The following is a 14,694-nucleotide window of genomic DNA, read 5'->3' as shown; positions in this document are numbered from 1 at the left end:
TCGACCTGCTCGACCACCGATAGCTTAAAAGCCAGGCTGTAGTCCCGCTGCGTCCGCTTGATCTCTTGCTCCACTTGGCACCTCTTCGTTTCAGCGAAAAAGTGTCAACCTATTTCAGGACGGGTCAAAAGGCAGAAAAAAGCCCGCTTCCGAGCGGGCTTTTTATTTTGTCTGACGATAGCGGGCAGCGGCGCGCCCGTCGACGGGCCGATTACAGCTGCGGCGCGAGCGCGCGGCGCGCGTCGTCGAGCGACAGCGCCATGCGCTGCGCGTAGTCCTCGAGTTGATCCTGGCCGATCTTGCCGACCGAGAAATACGTGCTGTCCGGATGGGCGAGATAGAAGCCCGACACGCTCGCGGCCGGCAGCATCGCCAGCGAGTCGGTCACGCTCATGCAGATCTCGTCCGCGCGCAGCACGTCGAACATGTCGCGCTTCACGAGGTGGTCGGGGCAGGCCGGGTAGCCCGGTGCCGGGCGGATGCCCGCGTACTTTTCCGCGATCAGCGCATCGTTGTCGAGCGTCTCGCCGCTCGCATAGCCCCACAGCTCGCGCCGCACGCGCGCGTGCATCGCTTCCGCGAAGGCTTCCGCGAAGCGGTCGGCGAGCGCCTTCAGCATGATCGCGCTGTAGTCGTCGTGATCGGCTTCGAACTGCTTCTCCTTCGCGTCGACGCCGAGGCCGGCCGTCACCGCGAACATCCCGATGTAGTCGGCCACGCCCGATTCCTTCGGCGCGATGAAGTCGGCGAGCGAGCGGTTCGGCCGCATCACGCCGTCGACCACCGGGCGCACGCTCTGCTGGCGCAGGTTGCGCCACGTCAGCAGCACTTCCGAGCGCGACTCGTCGCTGTAGATCTCGATGTCGTCGTCGTTGACGGTGTTCGCCGGCAGCAGCGAGATCACGCCGCTCGCGGTCAGCCAGCGGCCCTGGATCAGGCGCGCGAGCATCGATTTCGCGTCGGAGAACACGCGCCGCGCCGATTCGCCGACGATCTCGTCGTTCAGGATCGCCGGGTACGGGCCCGCGAGATCCCAGGTCTGGAAGAACGGGCCCCAGTCGATGTACTGCGCGAGCTCGTTCAGGTCGTAGTTCTTGAACACGCGGCGGCCGATGAACTTCGGCTTCACCGGCTGGTAGCCCGCCCAGTCGACCTTGGTCTTGTTCGCGCGCGCTTCGGCGAGCGTGACCATCGGCTGCGCCTTGCGGTTCGCGTGCTGGTCGCGGATGCGTTCGTAGTCGGACTTCAGCTCGTCGAGGTACTTCGTCGCGCCTTCGTCGGACAGCAGGCTGGAGGCGACCGACACCGAGCGCGACGCGTCCGGCACGTACACCACCGGGCCTTCGTAGTGCGGCGCGATCTTCACGGCCGTGTGCACGCGCGAGGTCGTCGCGCCGCCGATCAGCAGCGGGATCTTCTTCACGCGGAAGTAGTCGTCGCGCTGCATTTCGGACGCGACGTACGCCATTTCCTCGAGGCTCGGCGTGATGAGGCCCGACAGCCCGATGATGTCCGCGCCCTCGACCTTCGCCTTCGCGAGGATCTCGTTGCACGGGACCATCACGCCCATGTTGACGACTTCGAAGTTGTTGCACTGGAGCACGACCGACACGATGTTCTTGCCGATGTCGTGCACGTCGCCCTTCACCGTCGCGATGACGATCTTGCCCTTCGCGCGCACGTCGCCGCCCGCTTCCGCGAGCAGGCGCTTTTCTTCCTCGATGAACGGGATCAGGTGCGCGACCGCCTGCTTCATCACGCGCGCCGATTTCACGACCTGCGGCAGGAACATCTTGCCCTGGCCGAACAGGTCGCCGACGATGTTCATCCCGTCCATCAGCGGCCCTTCGATCACGTTGATCGGGCGGCCGCCGGCCGCGGCGATCTTCGCGCGCACTTCTTCGGTATCCTCGACGATGAAGTTCGTGATGCCGTGCACCAGCGCATGCGAGAGCCGCTTCTCGACCGGCTGGTTGCGCCACTCGAGGTTCTCTTCCTTCTTCGCGCCCCCGGCCTTGAACTTGTCGGCGATCTCGAGCAGGCGGTCGGTCGAATCGTCGCGGCGGTTCAGGATCACGTCCTCGACGCGCTCGCGCAGCTCCGGGTCGAGGTCGGCGTACACGCCGAGCTGGCCCGCGTTGACGATGCCCATGTCCATCCCCGCCTGGATCGCGTGGTACAGGAACACGGTGTGGATCGCCTCGCGCACCGGGTCGTTGCCGCGGAACGAGAACGACACGTTCGACACGCCGCCGCTCACCTTTGCGTACGGCAGGTTCTGCTTGATCCAGCGGGTCGCCTCGATGAAGTCGACCGCGTAGTTGTTGTGCTCCTCGATGCCGGTCGCGACCGCGAAGATGTTCGGGTCGAAGATGATGTCTTCCGGCGGGAAGCCGACTTCGTTCACGAGGAAGTCGTACGAGCGCTTGCAGATCTCGGTCTTGCGTTCGTAGGTATCGGCCTGGCCGGTTTCGTCGAAGGCCATTACGACGGCGGCCGCGCCGTAGCGGCGGATCAGGTTCGCGTGGTGGCGGAACGCTTCCTCGCCTTCTTTCAGCGAGATCGAGTTCACGATCGCCTTGCCCTGCACGCACTTCAGGCCCGCCTCGATCACGTCCCACTTCGACGAGTCGATCATGATCGGCACGCGCGCGATGTCCGGCTCGGATGCGATCAGGTTCAGGAAGCGCACCATCGCCGCCTTCGAATCGAGCATCGCCTCGTCCATGTTGATGTCGATCACCTGCGCGCCGTTCTCGACCTGCTGGCGCGCGACCGCGAGCGCCTCGTCGAACTGGCCGTTGAGGATCATCCGTGCGAACGCCTTCGAGCCGGTGACGTTGGTGCGTTCACCGACGTTGATGAAGAGTGTCCCGGACGTGACGTTGAACGGCTCGAGGCCGGCGAGGCGCATCATGTGATCGGTCATGGCGGTGCGAATTCTGGTGATGAAGGACGGGGGGCGGTCGGGTCAGGCGTTGTCGCTGTACTGGTTCGGCCAGCGGCGCGGCTTCACGTCGGCGAGCGCCTTCGCGATCTCGGCGATGTGTTCGGGCGTCGTGCCGCAGCAGCCGCCCGCGAGGTTCACGAGCCCGGCTTGCGCGAATTCCTTCAGGAGGCCCGACGTGACGTCCGGCGTTTCGTCGAAGCCCGTCTCGGCCATCGGATTCGGCAGGCCCGCGTTCGGATAGCACGACACATACGTGTCGCACAGCTTCGCGAGCTCGGCGATGTACGGGCGCATCAGCGCCGCGCCGAGCGCGCAGTTCAGGCCGAACGTGAGCGGCTTCGCATGGCGCAGCGAATTCCAGAACGCCTCGACCGTCTGGCCCGACAGGATCCGGCCCGATGCATCGGTGACGGTGCCCGAGATCATGATCGGCAGGCGCTCGCCGGTGTCCTCGAACAGCTCGTCGAGCGCGAACAGCGCGGCCTTCGCGTTCAGCGTGTCGAAGATCGTCTCGACGAGGAACAGGTCGACGCCGCCGTCGAGCAGCGCCTTCGCCTGCTGGTAGTACGACGCGCGCAGTTCGTCGAACGTGACGTTGCGTGCGCCCGGGTCGTTGACGTCCGGCGAGATGCTGGCCGTCTTCGGCGTCGGCCCGATCGCGCCCGCGACGAAGCGCGGCTTGTCCGGCGTCGCGTATCGCTCGGCCGCTTCGCGCGCGAGCTTTGCCGATTCGATGTTCATCTCGACGACGAGATCTTCCATTTCGTAGTCGGACTGCGCGACGGTCGTCGCGCCGAACGTGTTGGTCTCGACGATGTCCGCGCCGGCCGCGAAGTACTGGTCGTGGATCTCGCGGATGATCTGCGGCTGCGTGATCGACAGCAGCTCGTTGTTGCCCTTGATGTCGCGCGGGAAATCCTTGAAGCGCTCGCCGCGATAGGCGGCTTCGTCGAGCTTGTAGCGCTGGATCATCGTGCCCATCGCGCCGTCGAGGATCAGGATGCGCGATTTGAGCAGCGCAGGCAGAGCGGCGCCGCGCGTGTAGGACGCGTCGAGCGGGACGGAAGCGGCGAGAGGAGTCGCAGACATGGGCGAAAGACCGGCGAAGACGGGAAAGCCGTCATTGTAGCCGGTGCGCATGGGCGCCGCCCGGGCTTGCGCCGCGCCGGCCGGGCCGCCAAATGAAAACCCCCGCCGGCGAACCGGGCGGGGGCAGGATCGGAGTGCTCGCGGCGCCGCGTCGATGCGCGGCGAATGGCCCGGCCGCACGAGGCGCCGGGCCGCGGGTCGTCAGTGCAGCACGACGGGCATCATCATCAGGCTGTCGAATTGTCCGAGGAATTCGTCGACTTCATCGAGCGACGGTTCATCCTCGATCAACTGCTTCACGTGCGCGCGGAATCGTTCGGCAAGTTCGCCGTCGATGAAGATTTCGCGCTGCGCGTTCTTGTCGACGATTTCATATCCGCCGGCATTCATCAGGTGGTGGCCGGCCTGCGGCGCGAATTCGACGACGCAGTAGTTGGGGCTGTTGTAGATCATTTGCATGGCGGCACTCCTCTTCGCAGTGGCATCTGGCCTTGTTGTCCCCTAGGTGGGGCGAGCCTTGCCGGTTTCAAGGGGCTTGCGCTGCACACCCCGTTCCCGTCTGCATGGGGTGTATCGGTTAGAAGCCGATGTCTATGAAACGTTTCCCATTGTCTGCCGGTGGACTGAAATAGTTGTTAAAGAGTGTCATCGGCCATTTCACGGAAATCTGTAATCGGTCGAAATTGCCGAATCGCGTGCATGTGCGCGCGAGTTCACTGTGTGACAGGCGATGTGACAGGCGAGGGCGCGGGCGGCGCAGCCGGTTGTGCCGGCGGTTGCGCGATAGCCGGCGGCGCGGGTTGCGGCGGTTCCGCAGCGGGAGCGGTCGATGCGTCGGGCGTCGGCGTACCGGCGGGCGCGGGCGTTGCGCCGCCCGCGGGTGCTTCGTCGGACGGCGCGCTGGGCGCCGCGAGCCGGCCATGCCACAGCAGCTCGATCTGCGCGCCGTTCGGTTCGGTCTGCACGAGCCGTGCGGGCAGCCAGCCGAGCGACGGTGCGAGCCACATGTCGATGCGGCGCGTGTCGCCGTCGCGCCGCGGCAGGCGCATGAAGTGCCGCGCACCGATGATGCCGGCCTGCGTCTGCACCTGCTCGTCGCCGATCACGGTGATCGGCCAGGTTTCGCCGCTGTTGTTGTCGATCACGAAGAACTGCTGCGTGACGCCCGGCTTGTACGCGGACGGATTGCCGCGCACGAGCCCCGACAGCTGCATCAGCATGCTGAAGCGGTCCTGCACGCCGTCGGGCAGCGGCGCGTTGTTCGGCGTGCGCGTGAACACGACCTGCCGGATCTCGCGGTTGAAGATCGCGATGTCTTCCGGCCGCTTGCCGCGCTTCTCGACGTAGCGGTCGGGCGCGACGCCGAACGCGTCGACGCGGCCTTCGCTGCGGTAGGTGAACGGGCCGACGAACGGCACGGGCATCGACACCGACAGGTCGTAGGTGTGCCCGTCGGTGCGCCAGTGGATCGTGCCGATCATGTTCTGCATGCCGTTGTAGAACGTGTCGTACTGCAGGTCGCCGGACGGCGGCGCGTTGAACTTCACGCCGTTCGTCGCGGGGCCCGGAGTCGCGGTGCTGGCGGCGCCGGCAGCCGACGCGGCATGCGTGCCTGATGCGGCAGGCACGCCACTCGCTGCGGATGCGGCGGCCGGCGGCTCGCCGTGCTCGGCTGTTTGCGTCGACGTGAGGACCGGCTCAGGCGCGGGTTTCGGTGCGGCGGCCTTCGGGGCCGCCGGCGCGGGTGCGGCCGGCTGCTCGACCGGCTTCGGCTCGGGCGGCGCGGGCTGGCGCTCGATCGGTTGCGGTTTCAGCAGCTCGATCTGCACGGGGACTTCGGCGGGTGGCGGCGGCGTGAACGAATCGCGGTTGCGCATCAGCCAGAACGCGGCGAGCGCATGCAGCACCAGCACGATGACGAGCGCAATGCCCACGCGCAGCCAGTGGCGGGGCAAGGCGTGACTCGGGCGGGTGTCGGCAGGCTGCATGGGCATCGGGACAGGATCGGGGCGTTCGCGTGAGCTCGGGCGTGCAACGCGCGCCACAGGAATCGGACTGTCGAATGCGCCGCACGTTCGCGCTGCGTGACGGGCAGGTGCCGGGGGGCGATTACCGGATGCGTCAGGCGTCGCGCGCGTCGGGACTATAGCCGAGTTCGTAAGACAGTTTCTGCGCGCAGGCGCGCAGCGCGGTGTCGATCTCGCCGCCCCATGCAATGTCGAACGAGCCTTCCTGGCCGAGCGCGACGATCGCGAGCGCGAGTTCGCCGACCGCATCGAACACGGGCATGCAGAACGCGTGGATCGTCGGCAGCAGCATTCCCTCGACGCGCGCGGCCTCGTGCCGGCGCACGTCGGCGAGCACCGCGTCGACCTCGTCGAGCGTGCGCGGGCCGCCGTGGTGCGGCGAGCGGCGCGTATCGGCGAGTTCGCGCTCGAGCATCGCGGCGGTCTTGCTGCGCGGCAGGTACGCGGCGAACAGCAGCCCGGTCGCGGAGCCGAGCAGCGGCATCACGTCGCCGAGCTTCAGCGACGCCTTCGCCGGGTGGCTCGATTCCATCCAGTGCACGATCGTCGGCCCCTGGTTGCCCCACACGGCGATGCCGACCGTCTGGTCGAGCCGGTCGCGGAATTCGGTCAGCGCGATCCGCGCGAGCTTCACGCCGTCGACGCGCGCGAGCCGCGCGAGGCCCATCTGCAGCGCGAAGCCGCCGAGTTCGTACCGGCCGGAGACGGGATCCTGCGACACCACGCCGAGCCGCGAGAAGCTGACCAGGTAACGGTGCGCCTTCGCAGGACTCATGCCCGCGCGCTGCGCGAGGTCGCGCAGCATCATCGCGCGCGGCTCGCTCGTCAGCACGTCGAGCAGGCGGAAGCCGACCTCGATCGACTGGATGCCGGAACGGACCTTCTCGCCGTGCTCGCCGGAAGCGGCGTCGTCGGTGTCGGAGTCGGCGAGATCGTCGTCGGGAAGCGGGCTGGCGGGCATGGGCGGCAGGGGCGCGAAAAGGCGGCAGGAAGCGGGCTGAAAAACCGGACTGAAAAACCGGGCCGAAGAATCGGGGCGAAAACGGCACGCACGATCGCCGCGCGCCGCAGGGATTCACCATCGTAAAATAGATTCCCTCCATCGTCACTACAACGCCAGAGTCCCCTTATGAAACTTGCTTCGCTGAAGGACGGCACGCGCGACGGCCAACTGATCGTCGTGTCGCGCGACCTGCACACCGCGGCGATCGCCGACGCGATCGCGCCGACGCTGCAGCGCGTCCTCGACGACTGGGCGTTCTACGCGCCGCAGCTGCGCGACCTGTACGACGCACTGAACCACGGCCGCGCGCGCAACGCGTTCGCGTTCGATCCGGCCAACTGCATGGCGCCGCTGCCGCGCGCGTTCCAGTGGGCCGACGGCTCCGCGTACGTGAACCACGTCGAGCTCGTGCGCCGCGCGCGCGGCGCGGAGATGCCGCCCGAATTCTGGACCGATCCGCTGATGTACCAGGGCGGCAGCGACGATTTTCTCGGGGCCCGCGACGACGTCGTGTGCCCGTCCGAGGAATGGGGCATCGATTTCGAAGCGGAAGTCGCGGTGATCACCGGCGACGTGCGGATGAGCGCGACGCCCGACGAAGCGCTGAAGGCCGTGCGGCTCGTCACGCTGGTGAACGACGTGTCGCTGCGCAACCTGATCCCGGCCGAGCTCGCGAAGGGCTTCGGCTTCTTCCAGAGCAAGCCGGCCACCGCGTTCGCGCCGGTCGCCGTGACGCCCGACGAGCTCGGCGACGAATGGCGCGAAGGCCGCGTGCATCGTCCGATGATCGTCCACTGGAATGGCAAGAAGGTCGGCCAGCCCGATGCCGGCACCGACATGGTGTTCCACTTCGGCCAGCTGATTGCGCACGCGGCGAAGACGCGCAACCTGCGCGCCGGCTCGATCGTCGGCTCGGGCACGGTGTCGAACAAGGACGCGAAGCGCGGCTACTGCTGCATCGCCGAGAAGCGCTGCCTCGAGACGATCGAGCACGGCGCGCCGCAGACGGAATTCATGCGCTACGGCGACACCGTGCGCATCGAGATGTTCGACGCGGCCGGCAAGTCGATCTTCGGCGCGATCGAGCAGTCGGTCGCGCCGCCCGACGGCGCGGCGTAAGTCACGCGGAGCACGTAGCGCTCCGCTTTCGCGAAACCCGGGCCCGGCCCGCGCGCCGGGTTTCGCCTGATGTTTGCCCGCGCGGGCTTGGCTACACTCGATTCAGGGGCGCGAGAGCCTCGAGCAAGGAGCAGCGCATGGCCGATCTCGCCGCGTACGGCGGTTACGAAGCACTGAAGGTGACGCGCCGCGACCATGGCGTGCTCGACATCGTGATGAGCGGCGAGGGCGCGAACCGCAGCGGCCTCGCGACCGCGAACGCGCGCATGCATCGCGAGCTCGCCGACATCTGGCGCGACGTCGACCGCGATCCCGACACGCGCGTCGCGGTGATCCGCGGCGAAGGCAAGGGCTTCTCGGCGGGCGGCGATCTCGCGCTCGTCGAGGACATGGCGAACGACTTCGACGTGCGCGCCCGCGTGTGGCGCGAGGCGCGCGACCTCGTCTACAACGTAATCAACTGCGGCAAGCCGATCGTCTCGGCGATGCATGGCCCGGCCGTCGGCGCGGGGCTCGTCGCCGGGCTGCTCGCCGACATCTCGATCGCCGCGAAGGACGCGCGCATCATCGACGGCCACACGCGGCTCGGCGTCGCGGCCGGCGACCATGCGGCGATCGTGTGGCCGCTGCTGTGCGGGATGGCGAAGGCGAAGTACTACCTGATGCTGTGCGAGCCGGTGAGCGGCGAGGAGGCCGAGCGGATCGGGCTGGTCTCGCTCGCGGTCGAGCCGGCCGACCTGCTGCCGAAGGCCTACGAAGTGGCCGAGCGGCTCGCGCACGGTTCGCAGTCGGCGATCCGCTGGACCAAGTACGCATTGAACAACTGGCTGCGCACGGCCGGGCCGACCTTCGATACGTCGCTGGCGCTCGAATTCATGGGTTTTTCGGGGCCCGACGTGCAGGAAGGCATTCGCTCGCTGCGCGAGCGGCGCCCGCCCGAGTTTCCCGGCGACGCGCCGTTCTGACACGCGCCGGCGCTATGATCGACCCAGGCGCGGCTCGCGCGACGCACGGCGGCCGCCTCGCTCTCACCCAGTCAACCAGGATGCCCGTATGACGACCGATGCCTCCGGCTCCAACCCTTTCGCCGGCTTTGCCGGCTTCAAGCCCGCCGACATGATGGACCGGATGTGGGACATGATGCGGATGTCGCCGTTCGGCGGGATGACGTCGTTCCCGGGCGCCACGCAAGGGCTGCCGCCGTCGCTGTCGAGCATGTCCGACATGATGGCGCCGCTCACGAGCGTCGAGGAACTCGACAAGCGGATCACCGATCTGCGCGCGGTCGAGCAGTGGCTGAAGCTCAACCTCGGGATGCTGCAGTCCGCGATCCAGGCGCTCGAGGTGCAGCGCGCGACGCTCGCGACGCTGCGTGCGTTCGGCGCGTTCGCGCAGAGCTCGATGTCGGCGGCCGAGGAAGCGGCCGTCGCGGCCGCGCATGCGGCGAAACACGCGTCGGCGGCATCGGGCGACGCATCGCCGGCACCGGAAGCCGACGCGTCGGATGCGGCGGCGGGCGACGCCGCGCAGCAGGCCTTTGACCCGTCTGGCTGGTGGAACCTGCTGCAGTCGCAGTTCAACCAGCTCGCCAGCCTCGCGATGGCGCAGCCGGGCATGCAGCCCGCCGCGCCGGGCGATGCGCCGCCGCACGCGGCCGCCGCATCGTCGGCCGACACCCGTCCGGCGCAGCGTTCGACGTGACGCGGCGCAGGTAGCAGGTCGACCATGCGGCTCGCGCTCGTGCTGATGGGAGGCGGCGCACGTGCCGCCTATCAGGTCGGCGTGCTGAAGGCGCTGGCCGAGATCGCGCGCGAAGCCGATCCGCTGCGGCACACGCTGCCGTTCGCGGTCGTGTGCGGCTCGTCGGCCGGCGCGATCAACGCGACGTCGATCGCGAGCCACGCGGACGACTTTTCCCACGGCGTGCGGCGCCTGCTCGAATTCTGGGAGCCGTTGCGCGCCGACTACGTATATCGCACCGACTGGCTCGGCATCGCGGGCGCCGGCGCACGCTGGCTGGCGACGATGACCTTCGGCTGGGCGGCCCGCCGTTCGCCGCGCGGGTTGCTCGACAACGCGCCGCTCGCGCACCTGCTGCAGCGCGAGCTGAGTTTCCACCGGATCGAGCAGATGCTCGAGGCGCGCCTGCTGCATGCGCTCGCGGTGACGGCGCTCAGCTATTCGAGCGGGCGGCACCTCACGTTCTACCAGGCCGCCCAGCCGATCCAGGCGTGGCGGCGCGCGCAGCGCACCGCGCGGCTGGTCGACCTGTCGGCGTCGCACCTGCTCGCGTCGTCGGCGATTCCATTCGTGTTCCCGGCCGTGCCGCTCGTGCTCGACGGGCAGATCGAATACTTCGGCGACGGCTCGATCCGGCAGATCGCGCCGCTGTCGCCGGCGATCCACTTCGGCGCGGACCGGATCGTCGTCATCGGCGCGGCCGACCCGCGGCCCGAGATTCCGGCCGCGAACGGCCACGGGCTGGTGCGCGGCTACCCGACGCTCGCGCAGATCGGCCAGCAGGTGCTCGCGAGCGTGTTCCTCGACTCGATCGGCTCGGACATCGAGCGCATCGAGCACATCAACCGGATGATCGAGCACCTGCCGCACCAGGTCGAGGTGGACAGCGGCTGGCGGCACGTCGACGTGCTCGCGATCGCGCCGTCCGAGCGCATCGAGCTGATCGCCGCGAAGCACCTGAAGCAGATGCCGGCGACGATGCGCGGGCTGCTCGGCGCGATCGGCGGCAGCCAGCCGGCCGGCGCGTCGTTCGCGAGCTACCTGCTGTTCGAGGAGGCGTTCACGCGCGAACTGATCGAGCTCGGCTACCGCGACGGGCGCGCGCAGCGCGACACGCTGTCCGGCTGGATCGCGCGCGCGGACGGCGGCAGTGCGCCGGCCGCCGGCATGCCGCCGGAAGATGGCCTCGCGACCGGAGAAATACGGGTCTGATGCTGGCAGGGCAATGTAAGGTTGCGTTTTCGCGACGGTCGGCCGCGACCGATCGCCGCACCGCGAGGGGCGGCGCACGACCGGGCAGGCGTCTCGGAACCGTCATGCACGCGTGATATCATGGCCGCCGCCGTATACACCATATCGAGCAGCCCGCCGATCCGGCATCCGCACGGGACCTTTCGGGGAACCCGCCTGGGGCAGGGGACGGGCGCGCCAACGAGCCGGCCAGCGTCGGCCCCCACTCAGGCAAGCGTGCAGCCGGTTCCGTTCGCGGAGCGTGGCTGCGGCATGCCGCAACGGCGGCGGCGCGGCCGCCCGGCTGCCGGACGAGGAATCACCGTCCGGCTGGCCGGTTTCCCGCGTAAAATTAGAGTCTTGGCTGCAAAAGGCGCGCTCGGGCGCGCTCGGGCGCGCTTGCGCGGCAACAGTCACGTTTAGAGAAGTCGCATTGCGCAGAACAGGGGTGGGACCATCATGAACACGATGCTTTATCCGGAACTTTACCGATCGCTCGAAGCCGTCCGCTGGGACATGGAGAAGGACATTCCGTGGGACAAGTTCGACGCGTCGCTGCTCACCGACGAGCAGGCGAAGACGATCAAGATGAACGCGATCACCGAATGGTCGGCGCTGCCCGCGACGGAGATGTTCCTGCGCGACAACCAGCACGACAGCGACTTTTCCGCGTTCATGAGCGTGTGGTTCTTCGAAGAGCAGAAGCATTCGCTCGTGCTGATGGAATACCTGCGCCGCTTCAAGCCGGAAATGGTGCCGACCGAAGAGGAACTGCACGCGGTGCGCTTCCAGTTCGACCCGGCGCCGCCGCTCGAGACGCTGATGCTGCACTTCTGCGGCGAGATCCGCCTGAACCACTGGTACCGTTGCGCGGCCGACTGGCACACCGAGCCGGTCATCAAGCAGATCTACGAAACGATCTCGCGCGATGAGGCACGCCACGGCGGCGCGTACCTGCGCTACATGAAGAAGGCGCTGAACAACTGCGGCGACGTCGCACGTGCCGCGTTCGCGAAGATCGGCGTGCTGATGGCGTCGGCGCGACGCACCGAAAAGCCGCTGCACCCGACCAACCTGCACGTGAACCAGGCGCTGTTCCCGCGCGACACCGTGCAGTCGCGCCTGCCCGATCCGGAATGGCTCGAGCGCTGGCTCGACGAGCAGATCCGCTTCGACGGCGAATGGGAAAAGAAGGTGGTCGAGCGGATCCTGCACAACCTGTCGATCCTGTTCGAGCGCACGTTCGCGACCGCGCAGGAACTGAACCGCTACCGCAAGGAAGTCACCGGCCGCCTGCAGGCCGAAAGCGGCTCGTCGTCGGCCGCGCAGCCGGCCTGAGGCCGGTTGGCGCCGCAGCCGGCGTGAATCGCGCCGGCCGCGTGGCGCGATGTCCTACCCGTTGCATGAAGCCCGCCCGGTCAGTCCGGCGGGCTTTTTATCTGGCGCCGCCGCCGCGCGCGCCGTGGCCCATTCCGTCCGACTTCCATCATGTCCGCCACCTTCGAACGCAAGCTGATCACCCGTGATGCCCTCGTCGCCCTGCGCGCGTCGTTGCCGTCGCCCGTCGTGTTCACCAACGGCGTGTTCGACATCCTGCACCGCGGCCACGTCACCTATCTCGCCGACGCGAAGGCGCTCGGCGCATGCCTGATCGTCGGCGTGAACAGCGACGCATCGGTACGCATGCTCGGCAAGGGCGACGACCGGCCGATCAATCGCCAGGAAGACCGCGCGGCGCTGCTCGCGGCGCTGGAAAGCGTCGACTGGGTCGTGACGTTCGAGGAAAAGACGCCGGTGTCGCTGATCGAGGCGGTCCGGCCGGACATCCTCGTGAAAGGCGGCGACTACGACATGGATGCGTTGCCGGAATCGGCGCTGGTGCGTGGCTGGGGTGGCCGGGCGCTGGCGATTCCGTTCGAGCATGATCGCTCGACCACCGCGTTGCTGAAGAAGGTTCGCGCGCAGCAGTCCTGAGCGCGGCCCGGCGCCGTCAGGGCGCGGACGCGGCGAGCGGCTCGGCCGTGACGGACGGCGGCGCGATCGGGCCGCCGATGACGGGCTGGTCGGTGGCCCGTGCGAGCGGCGTCACGCGCAGCGCATCGGGCCGCACCTGTCGCGCGAGCACGCCGGGTTCGCGCGGGCCGGCCGCCGGCAGCGGCCCGAACACGCCGCGTGCCACCACGAACGCGAGCATGTTGGCGAGAAAGAGAACAGCGATCAGCCAGCGCAGCATCGTCGACACTCCTCGTCGTCATTGACGTGGTTCACGTCATTCAATCGGGCCGGCTGCATCGCCGGCGATTTCATTCGTTCTCGTTCCTGCCGTTGACCGTGCACGTGCGCGGCCAGCGTGGCCCCGCCCGTTCTTCACCGTCATCGTGACGCAGGCACGCACGGGCTCGCGTTGCCGTGCGCCGGCGCGATGCCGGTGTCTTGCCGTCACGCCTGCGCCGGCGTTGCGGTTGCCGCTTCCGCGGCGATCAGCGCCAGCCCGGACAGGATCAGTGCATCGTGCCGCGTATGCGGGAGCGTCAGCGCACGCGCGACGTCGTCCGCCGCGCCGCCGGCCAGCACGAGCCGCACGGGTGCCTGCCACGCATCCGCGAGATCGCGCCACGCGCGTTCGATCAGCCCGGCCTGCGCATACAGGCAGCCGGCCGACAGCGAGCGCGGCGTATCGACCTGGAACGGTTCGGCCGGTGCGCCGGCGAGCAGGCCGCTCGCGATGTCGGTGGTCAGCGTCGGCAACTGCGCGGTGTGCGTGCCGAGCGCGCGCATCATCAGCGCCCAGCCCGGTGCGATCAGCCCGCCCGTGAAGCGGCCGTCCGCGCGCAGCGCCTCGAGCGTCGTCGCGGTGCCGAACGTCGCGATCAGCAGGTGCTCGCCCGGAAACGCCGCGTGCGCGCCGATCAGGCCGGCCCAGCGGTCGCTGCCGAGCTGATCGGGCGTCGTATAGCCGTTCGTCACGCCGCATTGCGTCTGACGCGCGCGTATCGTCGTGCGCGGCAGGCCCGGCCAGCGTGCGTCGAGCAGCGCGTCGAGCCGGGCGGCCACGTCGGCGCCCGCGACGTTCGAGATCCACGCGCCGCGCGGACGCGGCAGGGCCGACCAGTCGGGATCGGCGCCGCCGTCGCGCGTGTGGCCGAACGCGCCCGTCTCGACGAGCGTGCGCTGCGCATCGGCCAGCGCCCACTTGATCCGGCTGTTGCCGGCGTCGATCAGCAGGTGCGGCTCGTTCATTGCGCTTCGCGCAGCGACACGTCGCCGGCGGCGATCGCCTGCACGCCGTCCGGCGTATCGAGCAGCAGCTGGCCGGTTGCGTCGATGCCCGTCGCGATGCCGCGCACGCGTTCGACGCCCTGTTCGAGCAGCACGACTTCGCGCCCCGCGTACGCGTGCAGCGCGTGCCAGCGCGGCAGGAACGGCGCGAGCCCTTCGGCGCCGAACTGCGCGAGCGCGGGCGTGAGCGCGTTCAGCGACGCGGCGAGCGTGTCGGTGAGGTTGGCCGATGCGCACGCGATTGACAGCGCGGCGGG

Annotated in this window: 13 protein-coding genes and 1 pseudogene; 6 read left to right on the top strand and 8 right to left on the bottom strand. The window is 68.6% G+C overall.

From position 1 onward, the window contains the following. Window positions 1-211 precede the first annotated feature (211 nt). The 5 genes from metH to G3N96_RS33585 all read right to left on the bottom strand — a co-directional run bounded on the left by metH (window position 212) and on the right by G3N96_RS33585 (window position 7,027). Entirely contained in the window at window positions 212-2,929 is a 2,718-nt protein-coding gene (metH, locus tag G3N96_RS33605) for a methionine synthase (protein WP_206139885.1), read from the bottom strand. A gap of 42 nt (window positions 2,930-2,971) precedes the next feature. Further along, complete coding sequence (locus G3N96_RS33600) at window positions 2,972-4,039, bottom strand: homocysteine S-methyltransferase family protein (protein WP_124582946.1); 1,068 nt, start codon at window positions 4,037-4,039, stop codon at window positions 2,972-2,974. A 201-nt stretch (window positions 4,040-4,240) separates the two neighbouring features. After that, window positions 4,241-4,498: a DUF3567 domain-containing protein gene (locus tag G3N96_RS33595; protein WP_006477667.1), complete on the bottom strand. Its 258-nt coding sequence runs from the start codon at window positions 4,496-4,498 to the stop codon at window positions 4,241-4,243. 254 nt (window positions 4,499-4,752) lie between these two features. Next, window positions 4,753-6,033 (bottom strand): DUF3108 domain-containing protein, encoded by a 1,281-nt coding sequence (locus tag G3N96_RS33590; RefSeq protein WP_206139884.1) that lies wholly within the window; start codon window positions 6,031-6,033, stop codon window positions 4,753-4,755. A gap of 127 nt (window positions 6,034-6,160) precedes the next feature. Beyond that, on the bottom strand, window positions 6,161-7,027 hold the full coding sequence (locus tag G3N96_RS33585; protein ID WP_011353357.1) for an IclR family transcriptional regulator: 867 nt from the start codon (window positions 7,025-7,027) through the stop codon (window positions 6,161-6,163). A 168-nt stretch (window positions 7,028-7,195) separates the two neighbouring features. Between G3N96_RS33585 and G3N96_RS33580 the strand changes: the two genes are divergently transcribed. The 6 genes from G3N96_RS33580 (at window position 7,196) to rfaE2 (ending at window position 13,132) form a co-directional block, all read left to right on the top strand. Beyond that, window positions 7,196-8,188: a fumarylacetoacetate hydrolase family protein gene (locus G3N96_RS33580; protein WP_206139883.1), complete on the top strand. Its 993-nt coding sequence runs from the start codon at window positions 7,196-7,198 to the stop codon at window positions 8,186-8,188. 137 nt (window positions 8,189-8,325) lie between these two features. Beyond that, window positions 8,326-9,153, top strand: a complete 828-nt coding sequence (locus G3N96_RS33575; protein WP_206139882.1) for an enoyl-CoA hydratase/isomerase family protein — start codon at window positions 8,326-8,328, stop codon at window positions 9,151-9,153. A gap of 88 nt (window positions 9,154-9,241) precedes the next feature. Beyond that, complete coding sequence (locus tag G3N96_RS33570; RefSeq protein WP_206139881.1) at window positions 9,242-9,889, top strand: PhaM family polyhydroxyalkanoate granule multifunctional regulatory protein; 648 nt, start codon at window positions 9,242-9,244, stop codon at window positions 9,887-9,889. 24 nt (window positions 9,890-9,913) lie between these two features. Next, complete coding sequence (locus tag G3N96_RS33565) at window positions 9,914-11,140, top strand: patatin-like phospholipase family protein (RefSeq protein ID WP_206139880.1); 1,227 nt, start codon at window positions 9,914-9,916, stop codon at window positions 11,138-11,140. A gap of 477 nt (window positions 11,141-11,617) precedes the next feature. After that, on the top strand, window positions 11,618-12,496 hold the full coding sequence (locus G3N96_RS33560) for a diiron oxygenase (protein ID WP_089441121.1): 879 nt from the start codon (window positions 11,618-11,620) through the stop codon (window positions 12,494-12,496). Between the two features lie 150 nt (window positions 12,497-12,646). Then, window positions 12,647-13,132, top strand: coding sequence for a D-glycero-beta-D-manno-heptose 1-phosphate adenylyltransferase (gene rfaE2 / locus G3N96_RS33555; RefSeq protein ID WP_089426432.1), 486 nt, complete (start codon window positions 12,647-12,649; stop codon window positions 13,130-13,132). 16 nt (window positions 13,133-13,148) lie between these two features. Here rfaE2 and G3N96_RS33550 read toward each other — a convergent pair whose 3' ends face one another. The 3 genes and pseudogenes from G3N96_RS33550 to G3N96_RS33540 all read right to left on the bottom strand — a co-directional run. After that, complete coding sequence (locus G3N96_RS33550) at window positions 13,149-13,391, bottom strand: hypothetical protein (RefSeq protein ID WP_089426666.1); 243 nt, start codon at window positions 13,389-13,391, stop codon at window positions 13,149-13,151. 206 nt (window positions 13,392-13,597) lie between these two features. Then, a complete protein-coding gene (locus G3N96_RS33545; RefSeq protein WP_206139879.1) occupies window positions 13,598-14,398 on the bottom strand; it encodes a type III pantothenate kinase in 801 nt (266 codons plus the stop codon). Then, window positions 14,395-14,694 (bottom strand): annotated as a pseudogene (locus tag G3N96_RS33540) (biotin--[acetyl-CoA-carboxylase] ligase); the annotation flags it as partial. The pseudogene G3N96_RS33540 and the gene G3N96_RS33545, both read right to left, overlap by 4 nt.

Origin of the sequence: Burkholderia sp. Se-20373, assembly GCF_017104705.1 — a bacterium.
GTDB lineage: Bacteria > Pseudomonadota > Gammaproteobacteria > Burkholderiales > Burkholderiaceae > Burkholderia.
Note: the sequence above shows the minus strand (reverse complement) of the source record. Positions and strands in the feature narration are given on the sequence as shown.

What these genes read in the sequence shown, in the direction of transcription:
- metH (WP_206139885.1), bottom strand. Translation starts at nt 2,929, where the DNA reads ATGACCGATCACATGATGCGCCTCGCCGGCCTCGAGCCGTTCAACGTC.
- G3N96_RS33600 (WP_124582946.1), bottom strand. Translation starts at nt 4,039, where the DNA reads ATGTCTGCGACTCCTCTCGCCGCTTCCGTCCCGCTCGACGCGTCCTAC.
- G3N96_RS33595 (WP_006477667.1), bottom strand. Translation starts at nt 4,498, where the DNA reads ATGCAAATGATCTACAACAGCCCCAACTACTGCGTCGTCGAATTCGCG.
- G3N96_RS33590 (WP_206139884.1), bottom strand. Translation starts at nt 6,033, where the DNA reads ATGCCCATGCAGCCTGCCGACACCCGCCCGAGTCACGCCTTGCCCCGC.
- G3N96_RS33585 (WP_011353357.1), bottom strand. Translation starts at nt 7,027, where the DNA reads ATGCCCGCCAGCCCGCTTCCCGACGACGATCTCGCCGACTCCGACACC.
- G3N96_RS33580 (WP_206139883.1), top strand. Translation starts at nt 7,196, where the DNA reads ATGAAACTTGCTTCGCTGAAGGACGGCACGCGCGACGGCCAACTGATC.
- G3N96_RS33575 (WP_206139882.1), top strand. Translation starts at nt 8,326, where the DNA reads ATGGCCGATCTCGCCGCGTACGGCGGTTACGAAGCACTGAAGGTGACG.
- G3N96_RS33570 (WP_206139881.1), top strand. Translation starts at nt 9,242, where the DNA reads ATGACGACCGATGCCTCCGGCTCCAACCCTTTCGCCGGCTTTGCCGGC.
- G3N96_RS33565 (WP_206139880.1), top strand. Translation starts at nt 9,914, where the DNA reads ATGCGGCTCGCGCTCGTGCTGATGGGAGGCGGCGCACGTGCCGCCTAT.
- G3N96_RS33560 (WP_089441121.1), top strand. Translation starts at nt 11,618, where the DNA reads ATGAACACGATGCTTTATCCGGAACTTTACCGATCGCTCGAAGCCGTC.
- rfaE2 (WP_089426432.1), top strand. Translation starts at nt 12,647, where the DNA reads ATGTCCGCCACCTTCGAACGCAAGCTGATCACCCGTGATGCCCTCGTC.
- G3N96_RS33550 (WP_089426666.1), bottom strand. Translation starts at nt 13,391, where the DNA reads ATGCTGCGCTGGCTGATCGCTGTTCTCTTTCTCGCCAACATGCTCGCG.
- G3N96_RS33545 (WP_206139879.1), bottom strand. Translation starts at nt 14,398, where the DNA reads ATGAACGAGCCGCACCTGCTGATCGACGCCGGCAACAGCCGGATCAAG.